Source organism: Flavobacterium sp. F52 (assembly GCF_000278705.1).
Lineage (GTDB): Bacteria > Bacteroidota > Bacteroidia > Flavobacteriales > Flavobacteriaceae > Flavobacterium > Flavobacterium anhuiense.
Genome location: NZ_AKZQ01000024.1, coordinates 67,110 through 91,277, shown reverse-complemented (window position 1 = coordinate 91,277; position 24,168 = coordinate 67,110). Strand labels below are relative to the sequence as shown.

The 24,168-nt window shown below is 33.5% G+C and carries 25 protein-coding genes and 4 tRNA genes; 16 read left to right on the top strand and 13 right to left on the bottom strand.

Annotation, left to right across the window (positions count from 1 at the left end):
• Positions 1-236 precede the first annotated feature (236 nt).
• The 9 genes from FF52_RS09445 to tgt all read right to left on the bottom strand — a co-directional run bounded on the left by FF52_RS09445 (position 237) and on the right by tgt (position 8,904).
• Positions 237-902 carry a response regulator transcription factor gene (locus FF52_RS09445; protein ID WP_008464932.1) on the bottom strand — a complete coding sequence of 222 codons (666 nt, stop codon included), beginning with the start codon at positions 900-902 and terminating at the stop codon, positions 237-239.
• Positions 903-1,017: 115 nt separating this feature from the next.
• A complete protein-coding gene (locus tag FF52_RS09440; RefSeq protein ID WP_008464930.1) occupies positions 1,018-1,809 on the bottom strand; it encodes a sensor histidine kinase in 792 nt (263 codons plus the stop codon).
• 30 nt (positions 1,810-1,839) lie between these two features.
• Positions 1,840-2,472, bottom strand: coding sequence for a hypothetical protein (locus FF52_RS09435; protein WP_008464928.1), 633 nt, complete (start codon positions 2,470-2,472; stop codon positions 1,840-1,842).
• A 17-nt stretch (positions 2,473-2,489) separates the two neighbouring features.
• The gene (locus FF52_RS09430) at positions 2,490-2,840 is read right to left on the bottom strand and encodes a hypothetical protein (protein ID WP_008464926.1); all 351 of its coding nucleotides are present in this window, start codon (positions 2,838-2,840) and stop codon (positions 2,490-2,492) included.
• Positions 2,841-2,971: 131 nt separating this feature from the next.
• A complete protein-coding gene (dnaB, locus tag FF52_RS09425; RefSeq protein WP_008464924.1) occupies positions 2,972-4,516 on the bottom strand; it encodes a replicative DNA helicase in 1,545 nt (514 codons plus the stop codon).
• A gap of 141 nt (positions 4,517-4,657) precedes the next feature.
• Positions 4,658-5,611 carry an acetyl-CoA carboxylase carboxyltransferase subunit alpha gene (locus FF52_RS09420; RefSeq protein WP_008464922.1) on the bottom strand — a complete coding sequence of 318 codons (954 nt, stop codon included), beginning with the start codon at positions 5,609-5,611 and terminating at the stop codon, positions 4,658-4,660.
• 112 nt (positions 5,612-5,723) lie between these two features.
• Positions 5,724-6,614 (bottom strand): DMT family transporter, encoded by an 891-nt coding sequence (locus FF52_RS09415; RefSeq protein ID WP_008464921.1) that lies wholly within the window; start codon positions 6,612-6,614, stop codon positions 5,724-5,726.
• On the bottom strand, positions 6,601-7,689 hold the full coding sequence (locus FF52_RS09410) for an LptF/LptG family permease (RefSeq protein WP_008464919.1): 1,089 nt from the start codon (positions 7,687-7,689) through the stop codon (positions 6,601-6,603). The genes FF52_RS09415 and FF52_RS09410 overlap by 14 nt, the downstream gene beginning before the upstream one ends.
• A gap of 84 nt (positions 7,690-7,773) precedes the next feature.
• On the bottom strand, positions 7,774-8,904 hold the full coding sequence (tgt, locus tag FF52_RS09405; protein WP_008464917.1) for a tRNA guanosine(34) transglycosylase Tgt: 1,131 nt from the start codon (positions 8,902-8,904) through the stop codon (positions 7,774-7,776).
• Positions 8,905-9,271: 367 nt separating this feature from the next.
• On the opposite strand from tgt, the gene FF52_RS09400 reads away from it, so the two are divergent.
• The 3 genes from FF52_RS09400 (at position 9,272) to FF52_RS09390 (ending at position 11,698) form a co-directional block, all read left to right on the top strand.
• On the top strand, positions 9,272-9,574 hold the full coding sequence (locus FF52_RS09400; protein ID WP_008464914.1) for a hypothetical protein: 303 nt from the start codon (positions 9,272-9,274) through the stop codon (positions 9,572-9,574).
• 246 nt (positions 9,575-9,820) lie between these two features.
• Positions 9,821-10,672 carry a transketolase gene (locus FF52_RS09395; protein ID WP_008464913.1) on the top strand — a complete coding sequence of 284 codons (852 nt, stop codon included), beginning with the start codon at positions 9,821-9,823 and terminating at the stop codon, positions 10,670-10,672.
• 72 nt (positions 10,673-10,744) lie between these two features.
• Complete coding sequence (locus tag FF52_RS09390) at positions 10,745-11,698, top strand: transketolase family protein (RefSeq protein ID WP_008464912.1); 954 nt, start codon at positions 10,745-10,747, stop codon at positions 11,696-11,698.
• A 197-nt stretch (positions 11,699-11,895) separates the two neighbouring features.
• Here FF52_RS09390 and FF52_RS09385 read toward each other — a convergent pair whose 3' ends face one another.
• The gene (locus FF52_RS09385; protein ID WP_237718546.1) at positions 11,896-13,047 is read right to left on the bottom strand and encodes an FKBP-type peptidyl-prolyl cis-trans isomerase; all 1,152 of its coding nucleotides are present in this window, start codon (positions 13,045-13,047) and stop codon (positions 11,896-11,898) included.
• 70 nt (positions 13,048-13,117) lie between these two features.
• On the opposite strand from FF52_RS09385, the gene FF52_RS09380 reads away from it, so the two are divergent.
• Both FF52_RS09380 and FF52_RS09375 read left to right on the top strand, forming a co-directional pair.
• Positions 13,118-13,516: an RNA-binding S4 domain-containing protein gene (locus tag FF52_RS09380; RefSeq protein WP_008464910.1), complete on the top strand. Its 399-nt coding sequence runs from the start codon at positions 13,118-13,120 to the stop codon at positions 13,514-13,516.
• Positions 13,517-13,644: 128 nt separating this feature from the next.
• Positions 13,645-14,145 carry a phosphoribosyltransferase domain-containing protein gene (locus FF52_RS09375; RefSeq protein WP_008464909.1) on the top strand — a complete coding sequence of 167 codons (501 nt, stop codon included), beginning with the start codon at positions 13,645-13,647 and terminating at the stop codon, positions 14,143-14,145.
• Here the strand turns inward: FF52_RS09375 and FF52_RS09370 are convergent.
• A complete protein-coding gene (locus FF52_RS09370; protein WP_035691277.1) occupies positions 14,137-14,655 on the bottom strand; it encodes a shikimate kinase in 519 nt (172 codons plus the stop codon). The genes FF52_RS09375 and FF52_RS09370 overlap by 9 nt on opposite strands.
• Before the next feature lie 126 nt (positions 14,656-14,781).
• Here FF52_RS09370 and FF52_RS09365 point away from each other — a divergent pair.
• From FF52_RS09365 to FF52_RS09315, 11 genes are all read left to right on the top strand, one after another.
• Positions 14,782-14,854 (top strand) — tRNA-Lys (locus FF52_RS09365).
• A gap of 40 nt (positions 14,855-14,894) precedes the next feature.
• Positions 14,895-14,967: transfer RNA gene (locus FF52_RS09360), tRNA-Lys, on the top strand.
• A gap of 43 nt (positions 14,968-15,010) precedes the next feature.
• Positions 15,011-15,093: transfer RNA gene (locus FF52_RS09355), tRNA-Leu, on the top strand.
• 132 nt (positions 15,094-15,225) lie between these two features.
• Positions 15,226-15,298: transfer RNA gene (locus FF52_RS09350), tRNA-Lys, on the top strand.
• A 202-nt stretch (positions 15,299-15,500) separates the two neighbouring features.
• Positions 15,501-16,001 carry a tetratricopeptide repeat protein gene (locus FF52_RS09345; protein ID WP_119792711.1) on the top strand — a complete coding sequence of 167 codons (501 nt, stop codon included), beginning with the start codon at positions 15,501-15,503 and terminating at the stop codon, positions 15,999-16,001.
• A gap of 212 nt (positions 16,002-16,213) precedes the next feature.
• Positions 16,214-17,113, top strand: coding sequence for a MerR family transcriptional regulator (locus FF52_RS09340; RefSeq protein ID WP_008464906.1), 900 nt, complete (start codon positions 16,214-16,216; stop codon positions 17,111-17,113).
• A 39-nt stretch (positions 17,114-17,152) separates the two neighbouring features.
• Entirely contained in the window at positions 17,153-18,619 is a 1,467-nt protein-coding gene (locus tag FF52_RS09335; protein ID WP_008464904.1) for a phytoene desaturase family protein, read from the top strand.
• A gap of 3 nt (positions 18,620-18,622) precedes the next feature.
• Entirely contained in the window at positions 18,623-19,462 is an 840-nt protein-coding gene (locus FF52_RS09330) for a phytoene/squalene synthase family protein (RefSeq protein ID WP_008464902.1), read from the top strand.
• Between the two features lie 188 nt (positions 19,463-19,650).
• On the top strand, positions 19,651-20,091 hold the full coding sequence (locus tag FF52_RS09325) for a sterol desaturase family protein (protein WP_008464900.1): 441 nt from the start codon (positions 19,651-19,653) through the stop codon (positions 20,089-20,091).
• A 42-nt stretch (positions 20,092-20,133) separates the two neighbouring features.
• A complete protein-coding gene (locus FF52_RS09320) occupies positions 20,134-20,604 on the top strand; it encodes an SRPBCC family protein (protein ID WP_008464898.1) in 471 nt (156 codons plus the stop codon).
• A gap of 156 nt (positions 20,605-20,760) precedes the next feature.
• Positions 20,761-22,056, top strand: a complete 1,296-nt coding sequence (locus FF52_RS09315; protein ID WP_008464896.1) for a cryptochrome/photolyase family protein — start codon at positions 20,761-20,763, stop codon at positions 22,054-22,056.
• A gap of 130 nt (positions 22,057-22,186) precedes the next feature.
• Here FF52_RS09315 and FF52_RS09310 read toward each other — a convergent pair whose 3' ends face one another.
• Both FF52_RS09310 and FF52_RS09305 read right to left on the bottom strand, forming a co-directional pair.
• Positions 22,187-23,491 (bottom strand): ABC1 kinase family protein, encoded by a 1,305-nt coding sequence (locus tag FF52_RS09310; RefSeq protein ID WP_008464895.1) that lies wholly within the window; start codon positions 23,489-23,491, stop codon positions 22,187-22,189.
• Positions 23,491-24,150: a TetR family transcriptional regulator C-terminal domain-containing protein gene (locus FF52_RS09305; protein ID WP_008464894.1), complete on the bottom strand. Its 660-nt coding sequence runs from the start codon at positions 24,148-24,150 to the stop codon at positions 23,491-23,493. Before FF52_RS09305 ends, FF52_RS09310 begins: the two co-directional genes overlap by 1 nt.
• Positions 24,151-24,168 lie beyond the last annotated feature (18 nt).

Below are 24,168 nucleotides of genomic sequence, written 5' to 3'. Positions count from 1 at the left end.
TAAACATGAAAAAACAGGTAAAAACACCTATAATTTGATAGAAAATTCTCTATAAATTTGCTATCCCAAGTTCACAAAAACTAATCGCTGTAAAAAATTAACCACTATGAAGTTTAATGAAAGCAACAACCAACAAAAGGGTTTAAATATGATTCAAAAAATAGGTTTATGTGTTCTTGTGATAACAATCATATTATATTATGTACTGTCCATTCAGTTTTTGACAGCATAATTTTCTAAATTGTTAAGACTGCCAATTCATTCTGGATCGCATAGACAACCAAACCAGCAATATTTCGCGATTCTGTTTTAAGCAATAAATTATTCCTATGTCCTTCTATTGTTCTCGGACTTAAAAAAAGATGTTCTGCAATTTCTGCAGTAGTTTTCTGCTGGCAAATTAATTGTAGAATTTCGATTTCGCGAGGAGAAAGAAAATTTGTTTCTAAACCGCCTCTTGTATTTTTAGGAGAAACTATGGTTTCTTGAATTGTCTTTAAAACATTTTCGTTGTAATAGAAACCCTTTTTTGCTACTTCGTTGATTGTATGAATTAAATCTTTTGGAGTGGTATTTTTTATTAAGTAAGCGACAGCGCCAACTTGAATCATATTTGCAATAAAAGATTTGGTATCATAACTGGTCAATGCAATAATCTTAATATCGGGAAAAAGTTTTCTAATAATTTTAGTGGCTTCGACACCGTTCAAGACCGGCATTTTTAAATCCATTATTATTATATCTGGTTTTATTTCCCTTTCATTCAACTGTGAAATAAGCTCATCGCCATTTGGAGCTTCAAAAATAACATCTATATTTTCTTCTCTCTGTAATAAAAAAGAAATTCCTTTTCGAAACAAAATTTCATCATCGACTAGGGCAATTTTGATAGCAGCATTCATCTTATTTGTTTTTGGTCGTTTAATTTGGTTTATCGAAATTACAAAATATGATTTAGAAAAAGTCTAAATACCCCACTTTATTGACTAAAAACCTTAATAAAACACATAATTCCAGCTAAAAAGTAAAATTTACAACAATACCATTATTAATTTCAGAGTTAATTTCTATTGTTCCTTCCAAAAACGATATGCGGCTATCTATATTTTTCATTCCTAGACCTTTCTGGTTTTCAGCATTTGAACTATCAAAACCAACACCATTATCTTTGTAGTTGCAAGTATTTATTCCGTTAACATTAGCAAACGAAATCCATATTTCTGAAGCTTTTCCGTGGCGTATAGAATTATTCATAAGCTCTTGTAGAATTCTAAAAACATGCAGATGCCTGTCTATATCTTTCTCATCAAAATCAATTTCGTTTTTATAATGTGTTTTAACCGATTTACTGCTTTCAAACTCTTCACATAGCTCTTCTATGCCAGCATGTAAACCAAATTTTTCAAAAACAGGCGGCAACAAATTATGTGCAATCTTTCTAGAATTATCTAATGCCTTTGTTGTCAAAGCGATTATATTTTCTGTAATTTCTGCAGTTTCAGCTTCAGTTAAGTTTGGCGCTGTAAGCAAATGGCTGTTTAAGGAAACAATGTTCAATTTTGAACTAATATCGTCATGAAGATCCTGCGCAATCCTTTTACGTTCTTCCTCTTGGGTTACAATTATAGCGTGTAGTTGTTCCTTTTGATATCGAAGTATTAAATCTATTTTTTCTAATTCTTTCTGAATGATTTTTTTCCTAGAAAAGTAAAAGAATATAATCAATGCTACTGCAACAATTATAAAAAACAAAGAGATGTATAATATTATGGCTACGAGTTCTTTCTCAGGAATATGACCTGTATTCATATCTATTCATTTTATATTATACAATAGAATCTAGTTCTGTAAACTTTTTCTCGAAAAACTTTTTAACCATTCAAATAAAATAATCAAATAGTAAACTATTAATAAAAAAGCATTTAATTGCCAGCTCAAGTATTTTAAGTCAGCACTTAATCCTGTTGAAAGATTGCCAATTAAAAATAAGACCGTGCTAGCCAACAAATAAAAAACTATCCCCATACTTATATAATAATACTTTTTGTTTTCTGTAAGCATATTATAAAAATGAAGTAATGCAAAAACAACAATGAGCAAAGAAGTTAAAGTAATTCCAAATAAATTAAACTTTAAGAATTGACTTGAATCTATTACAAATTGGATTAATAAAATCAATAAAGCAATTATTAATGAGGTCTTGACGAATATTTTTTGAGCTTTATTATAAAATAGCGAATTATAAAAAAGCCCCAGAATAATCATTTGCCCTATAAAAAAAATATTTACAAGAAATAAATTACTCATCCCTAAATGGTATACCAATTCCATTGAAAACTGCAACACAGTTGAAAAGGCCAAATAAGAGACAAAAAAAACATTAGCTTTTTCCTTGTGGAAAAAGCTAAATGTATATAGAACAAGATTAATCAATAAAATCAAATAACTTGAATATATTAAAAAATCATCCATTCTTGAAATTCAATTAATTAATATGGAGGACTTGGTCTTGCACCGTCATATACAACCTCTTCTGCTCCTTCACCACCTTCTACACCATCTCCAGTACCGTATACATTAACCCATTTACCAGTTTCTTTATCATATTCGGCACCAACAAAAAGCAATGTTTTTTCTTTCTGATCGTTTATGCCTAGATAAGCCCAAACAGCTTCTGTTTCAAGTTTTAAAACTTTTTCTAAACTCTCTCTTGGTATCAAAAAAGCTTTTACTTTGTTCTTAGAGTCTTCGATTGTGGTATCATTCTGATATCTTCTTTCCCACTCATTTGCAGTTGCTAACGGAATCTGGATAGGTCCCGGAAAAGTTTCTTCATTCATAATTTAAATTTGTTAATTGGTTAATAAAAAACTTGATAGTTTATAATTGGTTTCGCTAAACTACTGATTTTTATTAAAAAATTAACATCAAAACATAAAAAAAAGCCTTAGAAACAAGGCTTTTTTGTTTTTTAAAACGGAACATCGCTATCGTCATCGTCATCATTTAAATTACTTCCGAAAGCTTCATTAGCAGATGGTAAATTTTTTGTTAGGAAAGGATTATCATCATGATTCATTTTAGAAGGTAAATCATCATAACCTCCTGTAAATTCTTCTAGGTTATCAAATTTACCCAAATGTCCTAAAAATTTTAAACGAATATTTTCCAATCCACCGTTACGGTGCTTGGCTATAATAAATTCAGCCTGTCCTTGAGTAGAAGATGCCTCATCGTCATCCCATTCTTCAATTTTATAATATTCAGGACGATAAATAAACGATACAATATCAGCATCTTGCTCGATCGCTCCAGATTCACGAAGATCCGAAAGCAAAGGTCGTTTACTAGATCCACGGGTTTCAACGGCACGTGATAACTGAGAAAGTGCAATTACCGGAACGTTCAACTCTTTTGCCAAAGCCTTTAAGTTTCGAGAAATTGTTGAGATCTCCTGCTCACGGTTTCCGCCTCCTTTACCGCTTCCACCTGCAGTCATCAGCTGCAAGTAGTCGATAATAATTAATTTAATTCCGTGCTGCGAGGCCAAACGACGACATTTTGCACGTAAATCGAATATCGAAAGCGAAGGTGTATCATCTATAAATAATGGTGCTTTTTCTAAATCTTTTACTTTAGTACTCAGCTGTTCCCATTCGTGTTTTTCTAATTTACCAGTTCTTAGTTTTTCTGAAGAAAGTCCAGTTTCAGAAGAAATAAGCCTTGTAATTAACTGAACCGATGCCATCTCCAGAGAGAAAATCGCAACCGCATGCCCGAACTGAATACTCACGTTTCTCGCCATTGAAAGGACGAAAGCTGTTTTACCCATACCAGGACGAGCCGCAATAATAATCAAATCCGAAGGCTGCCATCCAGAAGTTACTTCATCTAGTTTCTCAAATCCAGTTGCCACACCACTCAAACCTTCTTTACCCGCAATTTCTTCAATACGCTTCTTCGCCTGAAGAACTAAACTCTGAGCCGTTTCAGAACTACGTTTAATATTCCCTTGCGTTACTTCATACAATTTAGATTCTGCCTTATCCAGCAAATCGAAAACGTCTGTGGTTTCGTCATAAGATTCTTCAATAATTTCAGATGAAATTCGAATCAAACTTCTTTGAATAAATTTTTGAAGAATAATACGCGAGTGAAATTCGATGTGCGCAGAAGAAGCAATTTTTTGCGTAAGCTGAATCAGATAGAAATCTCCACCGGCTAATTCTAACTTACCATTTTTCTTCAATTGCGTAGAAACTGTCAGCAAATCGATAGGCTGTGTTTCTGTAAAAAGCTGCAAAATTGCTTCAAAAATATGTTTGTGTGCGTCTTTATAAAAAGCGTCTGGCTGTAAAATATCAATTACATCATCTACCCCCTTTTTGTCAATCATCATCGCACCAAGTACAGCCTCTTCCAAGTCAATTACTTGAGGAGGAAGCTTACCTTTTTCTAGATTGATAATAGTAGTTTTGTCGACCTTGACAGGGTTTACATTTTTGAAATTTTCCATATAGCGAAAGTAGCAAAATTTAAAAAAAATATGCTAACGAGTTATAACTATTCTATTGTTTATAAATATATTTTTTGTGTTGATAACCAAAAAAAAATCCGAAACCGCAGGGCTTCGGATTTTTAATTCTATTTTATGAATTTACTCTTTAAACTCGCCCATATTGCTGTATTTGTCCATTCTCTGGGCAATTAAATCAGCTGTTGATAAGTCTTTCAATTCGTTATATCCTTTTGTAATATATTCCGCAACTGTTTTAAAAGTAGTTTCTCTGTCATAATGTGCTCCGCCTAGTGGCTCTGGAATCACATCATCAACAAGTTTTTGTTTTTTCATATCAGAAGAAGTCAGTTTTAAAGCTTCTGCTGCACGCTCTTTGTATTCCCAGCTTTTCCATAAAATAGAAGAGCAGGATTCTGGAGAAATTACAGAGTACCAAGTATTTTCTAACATATAAACACGGTCTCCGACACCAATTCCTAAAGCTCCACCAGAAGCACCTTCACCAACAATGATAGTGATGATTGGCACTTGCAGACGAACCATTTCGAATATATTTCTAGCAATAGCTTCTCCTTGTCCTCTTTCTTCAGCTTCCAATCCTGGATATGCACCCGGAGTATCTACTAAAGTAAGAACCGGAATTCCGAATTTCTCTGCCATTTTCATCAAACGTAAAGCTTTACGGTATCCTTCTGGATTAGCCATACCAAAATTACGGTATTGACGTGTTTTGGTATTAAACCCTTTTTGCTGACCGATAATCATAAACGATTGTCCGTTTATTTTACCAAGACCGCCAACCATAGCTTTATCATCTTTAAAACCTCTGTCTCCATGAAGTTCTAAGAAAGTATCTCCACAGATTGCTTTGATATAGTCTAAAGTATAAGGTCTATTTGGGTGTCTTGACAATTGTACCCTCTGCCAAGCCGTAAGGTTTTTGTATATATCTTTCTTAGTCTGCTCTAATTTCTTGTTGATTTCCTTGCACGTTGGCGTTACGTCAACGTCAGATTCTTTTCCAATAATAACGCACTTTTCTAACTGTTCTTCAAGTTCTTTAATTGGAAGCTCAAAATCTAAATATTCCATGGATTTTTGAATTTTGTTTGTAAATCGAACCGCAAATATAAAAATATTATATCATTGGCGAAGTTAATTGTTATTTAAAGTATAAAAATGCATTTTAAAAATAAGGAAACTATTACAAGTTTTCCTTCTTGTTCTGATAGTGCTTAAAAACACCGTTTAGAATAACTGTTATAATAATTATTACTGCGCCGATGTAAAACTCAACACTCATTTTTTCTTTTCCTCCTAATATGAAATAAGCCAAAACTATTCCGTAAACTGGCTCTAAATTAGTAGTTAACATTACCGTATAAGGCGTCAATCTTTGCATCACTTTTACCGAAGCAGTAAAAGCATAAGCTGTACATATTGAAGCTAAAATCAATAATAAGACCCAGTTATTTAAAGACATTTCGAAGAAATCTGCTTTAAATTTTCCTTCAAACAAAAAATAAATCGTAATAAAGAAAACTCCTGCACCAAACTCATAAAAAGTAATTACAGAAGGTTCATGATCTGAAATCAATTTTCCATTCATTAAAGTAAATAAAACACCTAAAATAATTGCGGCCAAGGCATAATAAACGCCTTCAAGGTACTTTATCTCAACTTGAAGAATCAATCCTAGACCAGCAATTATGATAAGTCCGAAAAGAACTTCATACCAAAGCACCTTTCTTCCGTAAAATAATGGTTCCAATAAAGAAGCAAAAAATGCTCCTAATGAAAATATGGAAAGCGTAATAGAAACGTTTGAAACATGAATTGCCCTAAAAAAGAAAATCCAATGAAGAGCGATCAGTAATCCGACAAAAATCAATTTAAAAAATTCCTTCACAGGAACTTGGAAAGACTGTTTTTTAAAGGCAATAAATCCGCCCAAAAAAATCATCGCAATCAGCATTCTGTACCAAACCAGATTTTCGGCATCAATAGTAATTAAAGCGCCCAAAATGGCGGTAAAACCCCAGATAAAAACAATTAAATGAAGATTTAAATAACTTTTTAAATTATCGTTTCGCATTACGTAACAGGTAAACTGCTAAGATTCCAAAAACAATATTCGGAAACCAGACAGCCAATAAAGGTGAGAATGTAGATTTTTCGGCAAGTGTACCAAAGATTTTATCAAAGAATACAAATGAAAACGCAATTGCAATTCCGATGGCAAGGTTCATTCCCATTCCACCGCGACGTTTCATAGAAGAAACCGAAACTGCAATAATAGTTAAAATGAATGCTGAAACTGGGATACTGTATTTTTTATAAAGAACAACCAAATAGGTATTAATATTTCCAGAACCTCTCTTTCTTTCTTTTTCAATAAAATCAATTAATTTACCCAAAGTCAGCGTTTCAGCAATATAGACTACGGGCGTTAAATCTGATAATTCAAATTTGAAGGCAACATTTTTTTCGGGAGATTTTTCAATTACATCATTTAAATCTCCGATAGTCCTTTTTGTATAATCGTATAAAACATAAATCTTCTTTTTAGGATCCCATTTAATACGGCTTGCAGTAATTTTATATGTCAGTTTTTCTTTTTCGAAATGTTCTAACGAAAAATTGAAAGCTGTTTTTGATTCTTCATTAAAGCTATTTACAAATATAAAATCATGATCGTTAATCTGTCTGAAAACATTGGTGTTTTCACCACGCATGAGTTCTTTTCCGTTTCCTTTAAGATATGTATACCTAAAATTATTGTAACCTTCACTGGCTGCAGGAACAATAAAAAATCCCATTAGCAATACGAAAATCGACACAATTGTTGCCCCTATAATATAAGGACGCAGGAAACGTGTAAATGAAATTCCAGAACTCAAAATAGCAATAATCTCTGTATTATTCGCCAATTTGGATGTGAACCAAATTACCGATAAGAACAAGAATATCGGAAATAGTGAGTTAATAAAGTAAATCGTAAAATTGTAATAATAGAAAGCAATATCTCCAAACGGAATCTTGTTTTCAAGCATTTTATTTACCTTTTCCGAAACGTCAATTACGATTCCGATTGGCGCAAATAAAAGAAGCATCACAGAAAAAGTTCCGAGGTATCTTTTTAAAATGTATTTATCTATTATTGAAAGCATATCTATTTGTTTGTTTGGTTCCAAGTTTCAAGTTTCACGCTCTGCAGAGAACTTGAAACTTGAGACCTGAAACTTAAAACTCTTTTAAAGTCTTTGGCTCATATTTTTAACCATCATTTCTTTCCATGGTCTAAAATCGCCTGCTAAGATATGTTTTCTAGCTTCACGAACCAACCACATGTAGAAACCAAGATTATGAATCGTTGCAATTTGCTTTCCTAAATATTCATTAGCAGCAAACAAGTGTCTCAAATATGCTTTTGTATATTCTGTATCAACAAAAGTGTGCCCCATCTCATCAATTGGAGAAAAATCAGCTTCCCATTTTTTGTTTTTGATATTGATTGTTCCGTTTGCTGTAAACAACATTCCGTTTCTTGCGTTACGCGTTGGCATAACGCAGTCGAACATATCAATTCCTAATGCAATATTTTCTAAAATATTAATTGGAGTTCCAACACCCATTAAATAACGTGGTTTATCTTCTGGAAGAATTTCGCAAACTACTTCAGTCATAGCATACATTTCTTCAGCCGGTTCACCAACAGAAAGTCCGCCAATTGCATTTCCTTGCGTACCGGCATTTGCAATATATTCAGCCGACTGGCGACGAAGATCTTTATAAGTACTTCCTTGAACAATCGGGAAAAACGTTTGTTCGTAACCGTATTTATAAGGAACTTTTTCTAAATGGTTGATACATCTGTCTAACCAGCGATGGGTCATATGCATAGAACGTTGCGCATAACGATAATCGCAAGGATAAGGTGTACACTCATCAAAGGCCATGATAATATCTGCACCAATTGTACGCTGAATTTCCATTACATTCTCTGGCGTAAAAAAGTGGTAAGAACCATCAATATGCGATTTAAACTTTACCCCTTCCTCTTTAATTTTTCTATTTGAAGAAAGAGAATATACCTGATATCCTCCAGAATCAGTCAAAATATTACGATCCCAATTCATGAACTTATGCAATCCGCCAGCTTTTTCAAGAATTTCTGTCTGAGGACGCAGATATAAATGATAGGTGTTTCCCAGAATAATATCTGGATTAATCTCTTCTTTAAGCTCGCGCTGATGTACTCCTTTTACAGAAGCAACAGTTCCAACAGGCATAAAAATAGGCGTTTCAATTACGCCATGATCAGTAGTAATACTTCCCGCTCTTGCTTTAGACTGCGGATCTTTTTGTAATAAATCAAACTTCATCTGTTTCTTTTTTCAGAGCGCAAAGATAGTTTAATTTCAGGGAAAATTTATGAATTGGAAAATTTGTCAATTAGAAAATTAGCTAATATTTTCTTAATTTCAGATTCTACGTTTTAGGATTTTGATTTTCACATTTGCAATTTACTTCATTTGGGCGTTCTAAAGGTTGGGCTATCCTCTATATTCCCCATTAAAAAAAAACTACGGCTAAAAAGCCTTGGGAGATGCCGCTGCTATCCCTAACGCAAACGGGTTTCAAAAAACTTAGCCAACGAATGTAAAAAGTACAAGGATCAGATTATTAAAATGTAACAGTTTCACCGATTCTTTTCATAATTTTAATATTCAACTAAAAAACTTTAGAATCATGATAAACGCAGATGAGAAACTAGACCAAATCAAGGATGATCAAATTGAAAGAAACCTTGAAAACATGAATTATGATGCAAATGAAGATATTTACAATCAAGAAGAAAGATTAGAAGATATTGACCCTCAAGATATCTCTGGAGAAAGAATAATCAATAATGCCAATCACGAATGGAAACAAAATAGTGATAAAATCGGAAATGATCTTGATGTTCCAGGCTCTGAACTTGATGACAAGCAAGAAGACCTTGGTTCAGAAGACGAAGAAAATAATTATTACAGCGAAGGAGATACTGAATAACTACATCTTTTTTATTATACCCATTACAAAAGTCTTGCAGAAATGCAAGGCTTTTTTATTGTTTCTCTTTTAAAAATGTGGACACACTCTTATAAAGAATTAAAAGCAAAACATTCGTTACATTTATTTTCATAATGTAAAAAAAATAGTAAAATTTAACAATTGCTATACAACTAAAGCAAAAAATCATTTGTCTCCCCGCAAAATAACGATTACTTTTGCTCCAGTTTAACTTTTACATATAAAATGAAGCCTAACACACAACAATTAAGCGATTTAACGATCCAAGTAAGAAGAGATATTCTTAGAATGGTACATGCTGTAAACTCTGGACACCCAGGTGGTTCTTTAGGTTGTACTGAATTTTTGGTAACATTATATCAAAATATAATGGACCGCAAAGAAGGTTTTGATATGGACGGAATTGGAGAAGACATCTTTTTCCTTTCAAATGGTCATATTTCCCCAGTATTCTATAGCGTTTTAGCGCGCAGCGGTTACTTTCCAATTTCAGAGCTTGCTACTTTTAGATTATTAAACTCTCGTTTACAAGGACACCCAACAACTCATGAAGGTTTACCTGGAGTTCGAATGGCTTCTGGTTCATTAGGACAAGGTTTATCTGTAGCTTTGGGAGCAGCTCAAGCAAAAAAATTAAACAAAGACAATCATTTAGTTTACACTTTACACGGAGACGGAGAATTGCAAGAAGGTCAAAACTGGGAAGCTATCATGTATGCTTCTGCTAAAAAAGTAGACAACATTATTGCTACAATTGACGTTAACGGAAAACAAATTGACGGAACAACTGACGAAGTTTTGGCAATGGGAAGCCTTCGCGCAAAATTTGAAGCTTTTGACTGGGATGTTTTAGAAATCACAGAAGGAAACAATATTGATGCTATCATCGCTGGTTTAACTGATGCTAAATCAAGAACAGGAAAAGGAAAACCAGTTTGTATTTTATTGCATACAGAAATGGGTAATGGTGTTGATTTCATGATGCACACGCACGCTTGGCACGGTAAAGCTCCAAATGACGAGCAATTAAAAAATGCATTAGCTCAAAACTACTCTAAAGATCAAGTTGATTACTAAAACAGCTTTAAGCTTTAAGCCATAAGCTCCACGCTTATTGCCTACTGCCTATTGCATACAGCAAAAAATAAAATGAAAAAATACGAAAATACAGGAAGCAAAGATACTCGTTCTGGTTTTGGAGCGGGAATGACTGAATTAGGTCAAAAAAACGAGAATGTTGTAGCATTATGTGCTGACTTAATTGGATCATTAAAATTTGATGAATTCAAAAAAAATCACCCAGAGCGCTTTTTCCAAATCGGAATCGCAGAAGCAAATATGATTGGAATCGCTGCAGGCTTAACGATTGGAGGAAAAATTCCATTCACAGGAACTTTTGCTAACTTCTCTACAGGAAGAGTTTACGATCAAATTCGTCAATCTGTGGCTTACTCAGACAAAAATGTAAAAATCTGCGCTTCTCACGCAGGTTTAACTTTAGGAGAAGACGGAGCTACACACCAAATCTTAGAAGATATCGGTTTAATGAAAATGTTGCCTGGCATGACTGTAATAAACACTTGCGATTACAACCAAACTAAAGCAGCAACTATTGCACTAGCAGACCACCACGGCCCTGCATACCTACGTTTCGGACGTCCAGTTGTACCTAACTTTACTCCTGCTGACGAACCATTCGTAATCGGAAAAGCTATTCTTTTAAACGAAGGAACTGATGTAACAATTATCGCAACAGGACACCTAGTTTGGGAAGCCCTTATCGCAGCTGAAAAATTAGAAGAAAAAGGAATTTCTGCTGAAGTAATCAACATCCACACTATCAAGCCTCTTGACAAAGAAGCAATTCTTAAATCAGTTGCTAAAACGAGATGCGTAGTTACTGCAGAAGAGCACAACTACCTTGGAGGTCTTGGAGAAAGCGTTTCAGGAGTATTAGCATTAAACAATCCAACTCCACAAGAATTTGTAGCAGTACAAGATAGTTTTGGAGAATCTGGAACTCCAGAGCAATTAATGGAAAAATACAAATTAAACAATCAAGCCATTGTTGAAGCTGTAGAAAGAGTAATTAAAAGAAAGTAATTTTAAACTTTCTACTTATAAAAAAACCTCGAAATTCACATTTCGAGGTTTTTTTATTGCCTTTTATTAAAATAAAGCTTTATAAACTATTGTCCAGCATTTTTTTGTCCACTTAGCAAATATTCATTTAGGGCAAATTATTTATAAAAAAAGCCTTGAAATGTAAATTCCAAGGCTTCAATATTTTGTATTTTTTTTTAATTTTTTTGATAAGGATACGTTTTATCAAGATGAATCCTTAATCGTCCTTGTGTTGTATAATCTTCTGGAACAAATTTTCGAGGATTTGTAATTGACTCCGGTTTCGTAGGATCAGTAAGCTCTCCCGTTGGTCTTCTCGGAATACCCCACAATTCACTTTCATCTATGTTTGGAGTATCAGGATTATCACCTATTGGATCATAAGGATAGTATAAACCAACACCAGTTACTGGAGCGCCTGCTGGTTTCTCAATTTCAAATCTAGTTGTATATCCATCACCATCATCATCAAAATCTAAAAAATCAGGAATTCCATCCCCATCAGTATCATCTATTAATTCTTTTGGCATATTAGGATATCTTGCCGTATCCCCGTGATTATACACATAGCCATCACCATTAATATCCTCCAAATAAGTTGGAACACCATCTCCTACAGTTGCTTGTGCAGAAGCACTATATTCAAGATCAGATCGTTTTAAAGCAAATAATTTAAAACTAAACACCAAAGGTGAATATACTGGAATATCTTCATTAGGATTTCCATAATAACCTAATCCAGAAGGTAAAAACATCACCCCTGCCCCATAGTCATTATATGTAATAGTTCCATCATCACCCGCTGGATTACGAGTTCCTACCTTAAATTTCGGCATGATCTCTCCCCAACCATCTATGACTCCATTTGTAGCATAGACATTCAAATTGAAATTACGGGCCAATCCGTAAGATGTATCAAACTGAGTACCATTTAAAAGCGATCCTGTGTAAGAAACCGTAACCTCATCAAAATTACATGGGGCATCACCAACACCTTTTCTCAAAGTCAAATAATAAACTCTGTAGGTAACATCATGGTTATAAACATCTCTATATTCTAATGGATAAGTTGTCTGATCCCAAATAGAAGTCTGTGTTCCGCCAGCTGGAATTTTTGATATTTTAATATCAAAATCTGCCGTAACCTCTTCAATATAATTTGTCTTTAAATATTTTACAATCGAATCATTATCTGCTTTATATTGCTCGGCATAATCTCTTAAAGGAACAACCTCTATCTCATCATCATCACTTTTATTACAAGAAACGATAGCAAGACCAGCAAGTAACAAAACAAAATAATATTTAAATTTATTCATTATTATCATTTTTTTAGGTGCGCAAGATACAATATTGATTTATTTTTGTAAAGAATTTAACTTGGATTTTAGAAAAATTATGAGAATAGATAAATACTTGTGGTGCGTTCGTTATTACAAGACCAGAAACATGGTTACTGAAGCTTGCAAAAAGAATCAGATCACTGTAAATGGGCAGATTGCAAAACCTTCAAAAGAAGTTTTTCCTACAGACCGAATTACGTTTAGAAAAGATCAAATTACACAGATTATAACAGTTTTAGATATTCCGCAAAATCGTGTAGGAGCAAAATTGGTTGATTTATATCAAAAAAACGAAACTCCACCAGAAGCTTTTGCACATTTGGAGATGCTAAAATTATCGAAAGAGCATTCTAGAAGAACAGGTGCAGGTCGTCCAACTAAAAAGGACAGAAGAGACATTGACGACTACGGAGACGAATTTTACGATGACGAGGAAGACCATGATGAAAATTAAATTTCAAATCCCAGATTCCAAATACGATAAATTTGAATTTCACAATTTCATTCTTGCTTCACAAAGTTTGGAATTTGGAATTTTTAAAATTGGAGTTTAAAATTATTTACCTTAGCAAAAAAAACACCATGAGCAGCAATATTATCCTAACCCATCAGGAAATCGAACATAAAATAAAACGTATCGCTTATCAAATTTACGAGACTTTTGTTGACGAAGAAGAAGTTGTTATTGCAGGAATTGCTTCTAACGGATTTGTTTTTGCCGAAAAAATTGCTTCGGCACTTAGCAGCATTTCTACCTTAAAGGTTTCTATCTGCGAAGTAAAAGTAAACAAACAAAATCCGCAAGAAGCTATACAAACTTCATTAAGCCCTAAAGAATACAAAAACAAAGGACTTGTTTTGGTTGACGATGTACTAAATTCAGGCACTACATTAATATATGCTGTTCGTCATTTCTTAGACGTTCCGCTTAAAAAATTCAAAACAGCAGTACTTGTTGACCGAAACCACAAAAAATATCCTGTAAAGGCCGACTTTAAAGGAATTTCACTTTCAACATCTTTATTAGAGCATGTTCAAGTAGTTTTCAATTCAGAAAACGGCGATTATGCTTCCCTAAGCTAAGATTTCTAAAATATCTTGAACCGTTTCTCCGACAGATTTATTATCTACCGAAACCTTATGTTTTGCCTGATTGTAGTAGAAACTTCTGTCGAATAAATGTTTCGCGATGAACTCTTTCATTTCTTCTTCATTCATATTAGCAATTAAAGGACGTTTGCTTTTATTATGCACCAATCTATTATATAAGGTATCAATTGATGCCTTTAAATATATAGAGGTAACACCTTCCCCTTTTAACAATTCATGATTATTGGCATAACATGGAGTTCCTCCTCCTAGTCCTATAATATTATTTTCAGAAGATTGCAGCAATTCAACAAACATTTCATGTTCAAGTTTTCGAAAATAGACTTCACCATGCTTCTCAAAAATCTCATTTATGGATAAATTTGCTCTTTCTTCGATGCATTTATCCAAATCCAAGAACGGAATATTTGTAATTTTTGACAAATTTTGGGCGATTGTTGACTTTCCGCAACCCATGTAACCTAACAGTACAATTTTTTTCATATTAATAAAACCTTATAAACTAAGCAATTGGAGATTTTTCCAAAAAAAAGACAAATTTATGATAAAATAGCTTGGAAACTTCAAAAAAAACTCCTTATATTTGCACCCGCATTCAAGAAATTAAATGACTCGATAGCTCAGTCGGTAGAGCACATCACTTTTAATGATGGGGTCCTGGGTTCGAGCCCCAGTCGGGTCACAAATTTTGTGATTAACAAATTAAATTTCTTGAAAGTAATGACTCGATAGCTCAGTCGGTAGAGCACATCACTTTTAATGATGGGGTCCTGGGTTCGAGCCCCAGTCGGGTCACAAAGGTCGGGTAATTTATTTTACTCGACCTTTTTTCTTTTTAGGCCATGTGGAGAAACGGTAGACTCGCCATCTTGAGGGGGTGGTGCTCGCAAGGGCGTGAGGGTTCAAATCCCTCCATGGTCACTACAGAAAAAGCTATTTTACTGTAAAATAATGTTTTACATTTTTTATTGAAATTAATTTAAAATTCGTTTCAAAAAACAGCCAATAAGCTAAAATAAGTCCTTATATTTGCACCCTCATTGAAGAAATGACGACTCGATAGCTCAGTCGGTAGAGCACATCACTTTTAATGATGGGGTCCTGGGTTCGAGCCCCAGTCGGGTCACAAAAGGTCAAGTAATTATTTTACTTGGCCTTTTTCTTTTTAAAGAAATTTCAAAACTAAGAGAACCACTTTATTCCTCTTTAACTTTCCTTAATATTTCTTTTATTTACTAACATTATTTAAAAAGAAAATCCTCTTACAACATAAAAACTTTCTTAAATTCGTTGAGAAATAATTAAATCACTAATCCCAAATTAGTTTTATGAAAAACCTACTATTAGCATCATTTATAATGATGACTTGCTCTATCTGGGCACAATCTGCAACGGGCTATTTTGACAAAGCCATGAAAAAAGCCGAAGCCGGCAACACCAAAGGCGCAATCGCCGATTACACAAAAGCCATTAGCATGAATTCTAAATTCGTTGAAGCTTATCAGAATCGCGGTGTCGCAAAATTCAAGCTAAACGACTTAAAAGGAGCTCAAGCCGACTTTAGCAAAACAATCGAACTGGACAGCATGAATGCTGACGCTTTTACAGGCAGAGCCAATGTCAACTACAAACTACAGAATTATCAAGGCACTATTGAGGATTGCACCTCTTCCTTAGGCTTAAACCCAAAAGATTATATAGCTTACAACTTAAGAGGTTTAGCCTACAACAAAATTGGAGATAAAAAAAACTCTTGCAAAGATTTTACTAAAGCAATTGAACTTGGAAGCCAAAGCGCTATAAAAAATAAAGCCACTTTTTGCAAATAACGAAACTCAAAATCTCAAAGAAAGGTCTGCATATTAAAAACATGCAGACCTTTCTTTTTTACCAAAGTAATATATTTCTTAAGAATTATATACCTGATTTTAGGTAAAAAATATATTTTAAATACGTAAACCTCTAATTCTCTATCTTTTTAATGTAGTTTTAAGCCCCAATCTAAGATTTTATTTTACATTTGTTGACTTAATCGCAAAAAATGATAAACAATATAAAAACTGTTTTCAGCATTAAAGATCTTGAGAACTTATCTGGAATAAAAGCGCATACCATACGCATCTGGGAAAAGAGATACAATATCCTTGAACCTATGCGAACTGATACTAATATCAGATTTTACAATCTTCATAACTTGCAGAAACTTTTGAACATTACGTTGCTGCACGAATACGGGTATAAGATTTCCAAAATCGCTACATACCCTGAAGAGAAGATACCACAATTGGTACGCGAAATAATTTCAAAGAAAAATTCTCAAAACTACGCCATTACTTCTTTTAAAATGGCAATGATGAACTTCGACCAAGAATTATTCTTCAACACATTCGATTGGCTTATTACAGAGAAAACGTTTAAAGAAGTTTTTAAAGAACATTTTTTACCTCTTTTAAAAGAGCTGGGATTATTATGGCAATCTGAAACCATTACTCCTGCTAATGAACATTTTATGAGTCATTTAATTAAGCAGAAAATATTGATTTACACAGAAAGCCTACAGATTAGAAAACCAACCAAAACTGATCGAATTTTTGTTTTATCGCTTCCGCTAAACGAAATCCATCAAATTGGATTGTTATATCTGCAATATGAAATCCTTGACAAAGGTTACAAAACCATCTATCTCGGAGAAAGTATGCCCATTGAAAACTTACAGGACTTAACAAAACATTTTGAGAATATCACATTTGTTTCTTTCATGACTGTTCAACCAGATAGAAGCGTAATCAATCAATATGTAAAATCTATGGGGCAAAAACTACTGCAGGAAAACAACGAAATCTGGCTTATGGGTAAAATGGTGGAACATATAGACCAGACGATCCTCACAGACAGAATTCGAATTTTTGATTCTATGGAAGAAACTATTAACATGCTTTAATTTATTTTTGTTTAAGTTTTTCTTATATTTGTTAAACAAATGAGAAAAACAATTCAAATAATAGGATCAGGCTTCTCCTCTTTAGCAGCCGCTTGTTACCTTGCCCAACAAGGAAACAAGGTTACTGTTTACGAAAAAAACAGTACAATTGGCGGGCGCGCAAGACAGTTTAAAGCAAACGGTTTCACTTTTGATATGGGACCAAGCTGGTATTGGATGCCAGATGTCTTTGAACGCTTTTTTCAGGATTTCAATAAAAAACCTTCTGATTATTACGAACTCATAAAATTAAATCCAGCCTATAGGGTTTATTTCGGAATCAATGATTTTATAAGCATCTATGATAATTTGGAAGAAATAAAATACACTTTTGAAACCATAGAAAAAGGAAGTGGCGAAAAGCTGCAAAATTTTATTGATCAAGCCAAAAGCAATTATGACATTGCCATAAAGGATTTGGTTTATCGTCCGGGAATTTCTCCGCTTGAATTAATCACAAAAGAAACAGCATTAAAACTGAATCAGTTTTTCAAGAATGTAAGCGCCGATATTCGAAAAACTTTCAAAAATGAAAGATTAATTCAGATTCTCGAATTTCCCGTTTTATTTCTTGGAGCAAAACCGAGTAAAACGCCTTCGTTTTACAATTTTATGAATTATGCCGATTTCGGCTTAGGGACTTGGCACCCCAAAACGGGAATGTTTGATGTTATTCGAGGAATCGAAAAACTCGCTTTAGAACTTGGCGTTACCATTCAAACCAATTCATCAATTGAAAAAATAATCGTTGAGAATAAAACAGCGACTGGAATCGTCATTGATGGTAAAGTCATAAAATCTGATGTTGTTCTTAGCGGAGCTGATTATCATCATTCTGAAACATTACTCGAAAAGGAACACAGAATGTATTCCGAAAAATATTGGGAAAACAGAGTTTTTGCTCCATCCTCACTCCTATTTTTTGTAGGTTTCGATAAAAAAATAGAAAACATTTCGCATCATGCTTTATTTTTTGATGTCGATTTCAATCAGCATGCAGAAGATATTTACGATCAGCCAAAGTGGCCAGAAGAACCTTTATTCTACGCTAACTTTCCATCAAAAACAGATAAAACTGCAGCGCCAGACGGAATGGAATCTGGATTTTTTTTAATTCCACTTGCACCTGGAATTGAAGATAACGAAGCACTACGGGAAGAATATTTTGAGAGAATAATTACTCGTTTTGAGGAACTTACCCAGCAAAAAATTAAAAATAACATTATCTTTAAGAAATCATTCTGCAAAAATGACTTTGTAAACGACTATAACGCTTATAAAGGAAATGCTTACGGAATGGCCAATACTCTATTACAAACTGCTTTTCTAAGACCAAAATTAAAAAGCAAAAAAGTCAAGAATCTATATTTTACAGGACAGTTAACTGTTCCTGGTCCAGGTGTTCCGCCTGCTTTAATTTCAGGAAAACTAGCAGCTGAATTAATTCAAAAATCTTTTAGATCTTAAAAAATGAAATCACTATTTGACGCCGTTTCTTTCAAATGCAGCAAATTGGTTACCAAAAATTACAGCACCTCCTTTTCGCTTGCTGTTAAAATGCTTTCGCCAAGCATTCGTGATGCTATTTACAGTATTTACGGATTTGTTCGTTTTGCTGACGAAATTGTAGATTCTTTTCATGATTATGAAAAAGAATATCTCATTGAAGATTTTGAAAAAGAATATTATAAAGCAATGCAATTAGGCATCAGTTTAAATCCTATTTTAAATTCGTTTCAGCAGACTGTAAAAGAATATAATATTACTGATGATTTGGTTCAGGCGTTTTTAAAAAGCATGAAAATGGATTTGATCAAATCCAATTATCAAACACAAGCTGAATATATAGATTATATTTACGGCTCTGCAGATGTCGTTGGACTCATGTGCTTGAAAGTTTTTGTTTCTGGAAAAGAGCACAAATACGAACAATTGAAAAATGAAGCTATGCGTTTAGGTTCGGCTTTTCAGAAAGTAAATTTCCTGAGAGATTTAAAAGATGACAATACCATCTTGAATCGAACTTATTTCCCAGGTGTAAATCTGAATAATTTCACAGAAGACTCTAAAACACAAATCATTAAAGAAATTGAAGAAGATTTCAGAATTGCTTATCAGGGAATTGTAAAACTGCCTATTGAAGCCAAATTCGGTGTTTATACGGCTTATGTTTATTATAAAAAATTATTGAAAAAGCTAAAAAATACGCCTTATTACGAAATTGGAAATTCTAGAATTCGAGTTTCTAATTATACAAAAGCAGGACTTTTAGCGCAGTCTTTTGTGACGTATAAATTGAAACTTGTGTAATCTTATTCAGTTATCGAGTTCTCAATAAAAGCCAACAGTTTGTCATTTCGACTAGGAGAAATGACAAGATTGAGAGAATCGCAGACTTAAAACCAAAATAGTCAATCTTTTTGAGTCAATCTTTTATAATTCAAAGCTAAACTCAAAAACAATAAAACGATAATTTTAAAACATCAACATTAATAAAAATGATTTCTTTTTTAATCTTTTTAAGCGTTTTTCTGTTCATGGAATGTGTTACTTGGCTAACTCATAAATATGTGATGCATGGTTTTATGTGGTATTTTCATGCCGATCATCATCAGCCGAAATATGAAGATACTTTTGAACGCAACGATATTTTCTTTGTCATATTTGCCATTCCGAGCATTGTCTTATTTTATTTTGGAGTTCAGGGCGGATTCAATTATTTGTTTTTTATCGCCTGCGGAATCACACTTTATGGAGTCTGTTATTTTCTAATTCATGATGTATTAATCCATCAACGTTTTAAATGGTTTAAAAACACTAAAAACAAATACCTCATCGGACTTAGAAAAGCGCATAAAATACACCACAAACATTTAGGCAAAGAAAAAGGAGAATGTTTTGGAATGCTATTCGTTCCCTTTAAATATTATAAAATGTAGCATTATTTGAACACGTTAGTGTTTCAAGAAAGATTTGTGATTATGAAATTACACAAGATAGTAACCGTACAGCATATCAATGCAAGTGTAGAAAACTGTTGGGATTTTTTTTCCGATCCAAAAAACTTGCAAACCATTACGCTTGATAATATGAATTTCCAAATTCAGGATTATGACGGCAAACGCATGTATCATGGACAAATTATCACTTACACCTTAAAACCCCTTTTCGGAATCAAAATGTCTTGGGTTACCGAAATTACGGCTTGCAAAGAAAACGAGTATTTCGTAGACATTCAGCAATTTGGGCCTTACAAATTGTGGCATCATAAACATTTCTTTGAACCAACACCAGATGGCGGAACAAAAATGACTGACATAGTTCATTATGCTCTCCCACTTGGAATTCTAGGCAGAATCATGAATCAATTAGTTGTAAAAAACAAACTGAAGAGGATTTTCGATTATAGATTTAATAAAATCGAAGAGTTATTTAATTCTAAAAAAGCTTAAAAATTAAACACATAGAATCATAGAATATATATTAATAAAAAGGCATTTTACTTTCATAAAAACACATAGCTATGTCTTAGAAATGAGTTTCTTTCCAAACTCTTCAAAAGAAAAATAAATTCTATGTTTCTATGCGTTTAAAAATCAGATACAACAATGACAAAACAAAAAGTTACTTTATTTTGGTTTAGACGTGATTTGCGTTTAGAAGACAACACAGGATTATTTCATGCTTTACAATCTAATTTTCCTGTCGTTCCTCTTTTTATCTTTGACGATGATATTTTGGACCGTCTGCCGAAAAATGACGCTCGAGTGACTTTTATTTATGATTCACTGCAAAAAGTAAATTCAGAATTAAATAAACTCGATTCTTCTATCTTAATAAAAAAAGGAAAAACAAAAGACGTTTGGAAATCACTTATCGAAAAATTTGATATTCAATCGGTTTTCTTTAACAAAGATTACGAACCTTTTGCCATCAAACGCGACACAGCGATAACTGCTTTATTAAAAGAAAACAACATTGAAACTTTCTTTTATAAAGATCATGTTATTTTTGAGGAAAAAGAAATCACAAAAGCAGATGGAAATCCATATACGGTTTACACTCCATATAAGAATAAATGGTTGGAGAAATATCATTTTTTAGGCTCTGCTACGGAATGTGACTCAGTTCCGTTTCAAAGCAATTTCGCAAAAAATAAATTTACTTTTCCTGATTTAGCCGAGATTGGTTTTGAAAGAAGCGATATAAAAGTCAAGCCGCACAACTTAACACAAATTGCCCAGTATAAAGAAACAAGAGATTTTCCCGCTTTAGACAGCACTTCTTATCTTTCTCCGCATTTACGTTTTGGAACTGTGAGTATTCGCAAATTGGTAAACTGGGCAAACCGAAAAAATCAGACTTTTTTAAGCGAACTCATCTGGAGAGAATTCTTTATTCAAATATTGTTCAGTTTCCCGAATTGCGTCAATCATAATTTCAAATCCAATTATGACGGAATTCAATGGCGAAATAACGAAGATGATTTCAAACGTTGGTGTGCTGGAGAAACAGGTTATCCAATGGTTGATGCTGGAGTGCGTCAGTTAAACGAAACGGGCTATATGCATAATCGCGTGCGTATGGTTGTGGCGAGTTTTCTCTGCAAACATTTGCTTATCGATTGGCGATGGGGCGAAGCTTATTTTGCCGAAAAACTTTTAGATTTTGAACTGGCTTCAAACGTAGGAAACTGGCAATGGGCAGCAGGAACAGGTTGTGACGCTGCACCTTATTTCAGGGTTTTTAATCCCGAAATTCAGCAGCAAAAATTTGACCCAAAAGGAGAATATATCCGTAAATGGATTCCAGAATTTGATTTTGGCTATAATGAACCAATGATTGATCATGGCTTTGCTAGAGATCGTGCGATTGCAACTTACAAGGCTGGGATTTTGAAATAGGAATTCTTTGTTTCAGGTTTCAAGTTATAAACTGTGTGTCCTCACTTTACTGACCTTGGACTTCACTCAGGTAGACAAAGATTGACCTCAATCTAGTTAACTTGAAACCTGAAACAAAAGAAACTAAACTTTAATATTTCAAATAATTGTCCACTACAATTTGCGCTTTCAAATCAAACATTAAATTATACAAACCAAAGAAAGTACGGTTCATATAGATAAAGTGTTTAGATCCTCGATTTCCATTCATTTTTTTCAAATTTGTATCTTCTGAGAAACGTTTTCCTAATTGGGCAATCGCGTTGAAGAATTCCTCATCGGCAAAATCGAAAGTTTTGTTTTGGAAAGGTTTTGTAAAAAGCGACAACAAATCATGAAACATTTCGGTAAAATATTCAATTTCTGCAGGTGTATCGTCTGGTCGAAGAATCTCTAATTCGAATAATTTTTGATTGAAAAGTTTTTCGTCTGTAATGACATTTTTATTAATCAATTCAAAATACGGCGTATAGAAATCTTCTGGAATCTGTTTCATACAACCAAAATCCAAAGCAATCAATTTATTTTGATCATCTACCAGGAAATTTCCCGGATGTGGATCTGCGTGAACTTTTCGTAAAACATGAATCTGATACATATAAAAATCCCAAAGCGCCTGACCTAATTTGTCGCCAGCTTCTTGATCTTTATTTATAGCTGTAAATTCAGAAAGATGAATTCCCGTCATCCAATCCATCGTAATGATTTTCTCTGACGAAAACTCAGGATAGTAATTTGGAAAAGTGATGTTTTCAATTTTACTGCAGGCGTCAACTACTTCTTGGCTTTGTTTTAACTCCAACAAATAGTTGGTTTCTTCAATCAGTTTATCTTCAACTTCTTTAAAGTATTTGTCAGAATCTTTCCCCTGCAGATTAAACATTCTGATAGCAATTGGTTTTACCAAAGCCAAATCTGACGAAATGCTATTGGCAACACCTGGATATTGAATTTTAACGGCTAGCTCTTTATCTCCTTTCTTTGCCAAATGCACCTGACCAATACTTGCTGCGTTTACAGAATTTGGATTGAACTCGTCAAAAATCTCATATGGCGTTTTTCCAAAATTGCCTTTGAAAGTCTTTAAAACTAACGGAGCAGAAAGTGGCGGAACAGAAAACTGAGATAGAGAGAACTTTTCTACATAAGCTTGCGGAAGAAAGTTTTTATCCATGCTTAACATCTGTGCTACTTTTAGTGCACTTCCTTTTAAGCTTTTTAGTCCGTCATAAATATCTTCTGCATTATTTTCGTTTAGTTTATCTCTGGTCAAATCGGGATTTACTATTTTTTCGGCATAATGTTTTACGTAGTTTACACCAATTTTAGCCCCAGTTTGAACCAATTTTCCTGCTCTCTCTATTTTTGAGGTCGGAATATAATCGATTGTTTTCATTATCTGCTATATACTTTTTCTTTGAACAAAAATTTTCCGAAATCTATCAGATGGTTCATTGGCTCCACATTCATCAACTCAAATGACGCATTAACTGACTTCTCAATAAAAATATCGGTTTTTTCAAAAGCAGGAGATTCGTCTTCCATCCAGAATTTAATAGTCAGCATTAATTGCAGCCAAGACGATTCTTGAATGGCTTTTTCATGAAACTTCTGAAACTTTTCCTGTTCTAATCTGTAATCATCTGTCAAGATTTGAGAAACATATTCTTTAAAACTATTTCGCAGCGTAGTTAACTGCACTAAATTTTTAAGCGGATTTCTGTCAATCTTAAGCGATTGCAAAACATAACTTCTATTGGCAGTGAGGATTTCAAAGAAAGTAAAATAAAAACTCAGCATTTTATTCTTCATATCATATCCCTGATATTCTTCATTCTTGTGAAGAAGATTGACTGTGTTTTCAAAAAACAGTCTGAATATTTCTTTTTCTAAACCTTCTAATGTTCCAAAAAAAGCATAAAATTCAGCTTCCGTAAAATCATTTTCTTTGGCAAAATGATAAACCGATTTAGGCTTTTGTCCTTTTTCCAGAACCTCTTCCATATATTTTGAAACGATATCATCTTTGGTAATTACCTTTTTTTTAGTCGCCATCTTATTAAAATTTAGAAT

Excerpts from the sequence above, each read along its gene's own strand:
- FF52_RS09410 (WP_008464919.1), bottom strand. The coding sequence starts at position 7,689 with ATGCTTTCAATAATAGATAAATACATTTTAAAAAGATACCTCGGAACT.
- FF52_RS09445 (WP_008464932.1), bottom strand. The coding sequence starts at position 902 with ATGAATGCTGCTATCAAAATTGCCCTAGTCGATGATGAAATTTTGTTT.
- FF52_RS09415 (WP_008464921.1), bottom strand. The coding sequence starts at position 6,614 with ATGCGAAACGATAATTTAAAAAGTTATTTAAATCTTCATTTAATTGTT.
- FF52_RS09325 (WP_008464900.1), top strand. The coding sequence starts at position 19,651 with ATGATTTCTTTTTTAATCTTTTTAAGCGTTTTTCTGTTCATGGAATGT.
- FF52_RS09440 (WP_008464930.1), bottom strand. The coding sequence starts at position 1,809 with ATGAATACAGGTCATATTCCTGAGAAAGAACTCGTAGCCATAATATTA.
- FF52_RS09400 (WP_008464914.1), top strand. The coding sequence starts at position 9,272 with ATGATAAACGCAGATGAGAAACTAGACCAAATCAAGGATGATCAAATT.
- FF52_RS09430 (WP_008464926.1), bottom strand. The coding sequence starts at position 2,840 with ATGAATGAAGAAACTTTTCCGGGACCTATCCAGATTCCGTTAGCAACT.
- FF52_RS09390 (WP_008464912.1), top strand. The coding sequence starts at position 10,745 with ATGAAAAAATACGAAAATACAGGAAGCAAAGATACTCGTTCTGGTTTT.
- FF52_RS09330 (WP_008464902.1), top strand. The coding sequence starts at position 18,623 with ATGAAATCACTATTTGACGCCGTTTCTTTCAAATGCAGCAAATTGGTT.
- FF52_RS09380 (WP_008464910.1), top strand. The coding sequence starts at position 13,118 with ATGAGAATAGATAAATACTTGTGGTGCGTTCGTTATTACAAGACCAGA.
- FF52_RS09375 (WP_008464909.1), top strand. The coding sequence starts at position 13,645 with ATGAGCAGCAATATTATCCTAACCCATCAGGAAATCGAACATAAAATA.
- FF52_RS09370 (WP_035691277.1), bottom strand. The coding sequence starts at position 14,655 with ATGAAAAAAATTGTACTGTTAGGTTACATGGGTTGCGGAAAGTCAACA.
- FF52_RS09345 (WP_119792711.1), top strand. The coding sequence starts at position 15,501 with ATGAAAAACCTACTATTAGCATCATTTATAATGATGACTTGCTCTATC.
- tgt (WP_008464917.1), bottom strand. The coding sequence starts at position 8,904 with ATGAAGTTTGATTTATTACAAAAAGATCCGCAGTCTAAAGCAAGAGCG.
- FF52_RS09310 (WP_008464895.1), bottom strand. The coding sequence starts at position 23,491 with ATGAAAACAATCGATTATATTCCGACCTCAAAAATAGAGAGAGCAGGA.
- FF52_RS09420 (WP_008464922.1), bottom strand. The coding sequence starts at position 5,611 with ATGGAATATTTAGATTTTGAGCTTCCAATTAAAGAACTTGAAGAACAG.
- FF52_RS09315 (WP_008464896.1), top strand. The coding sequence starts at position 20,761 with ATGACAAAACAAAAAGTTACTTTATTTTGGTTTAGACGTGATTTGCGT.
- dnaB (WP_008464924.1), bottom strand. The coding sequence starts at position 4,516 with ATGGAAAATTTCAAAAATGTAAACCCTGTCAAGGTCGACAAAACTACT.
- FF52_RS09395 (WP_008464913.1), top strand. The coding sequence starts at position 9,821 with ATGAAGCCTAACACACAACAATTAAGCGATTTAACGATCCAAGTAAGA.
- FF52_RS09385 (WP_237718546.1), bottom strand. The coding sequence starts at position 13,047 with ATGATAATAATGAATAAATTTAAATATTATTTTGTTTTGTTACTTGCT.
- FF52_RS09435 (WP_008464928.1), bottom strand. The coding sequence starts at position 2,472 with ATGGATGATTTTTTAATATATTCAAGTTATTTGATTTTATTGATTAAT.
- FF52_RS09305 (WP_008464894.1), bottom strand. The coding sequence starts at position 24,150 with ATGGCGACTAAAAAAAAGGTAATTACCAAAGATGATATCGTTTCAAAA.
- FF52_RS09340 (WP_008464906.1), top strand. The coding sequence starts at position 16,214 with ATGATAAACAATATAAAAACTGTTTTCAGCATTAAAGATCTTGAGAAC.
- FF52_RS09320 (WP_008464898.1), top strand. The coding sequence starts at position 20,134 with ATGAAATTACACAAGATAGTAACCGTACAGCATATCAATGCAAGTGTA.
- FF52_RS09335 (WP_008464904.1), top strand. The coding sequence starts at position 17,153 with ATGAGAAAAACAATTCAAATAATAGGATCAGGCTTCTCCTCTTTAGCA.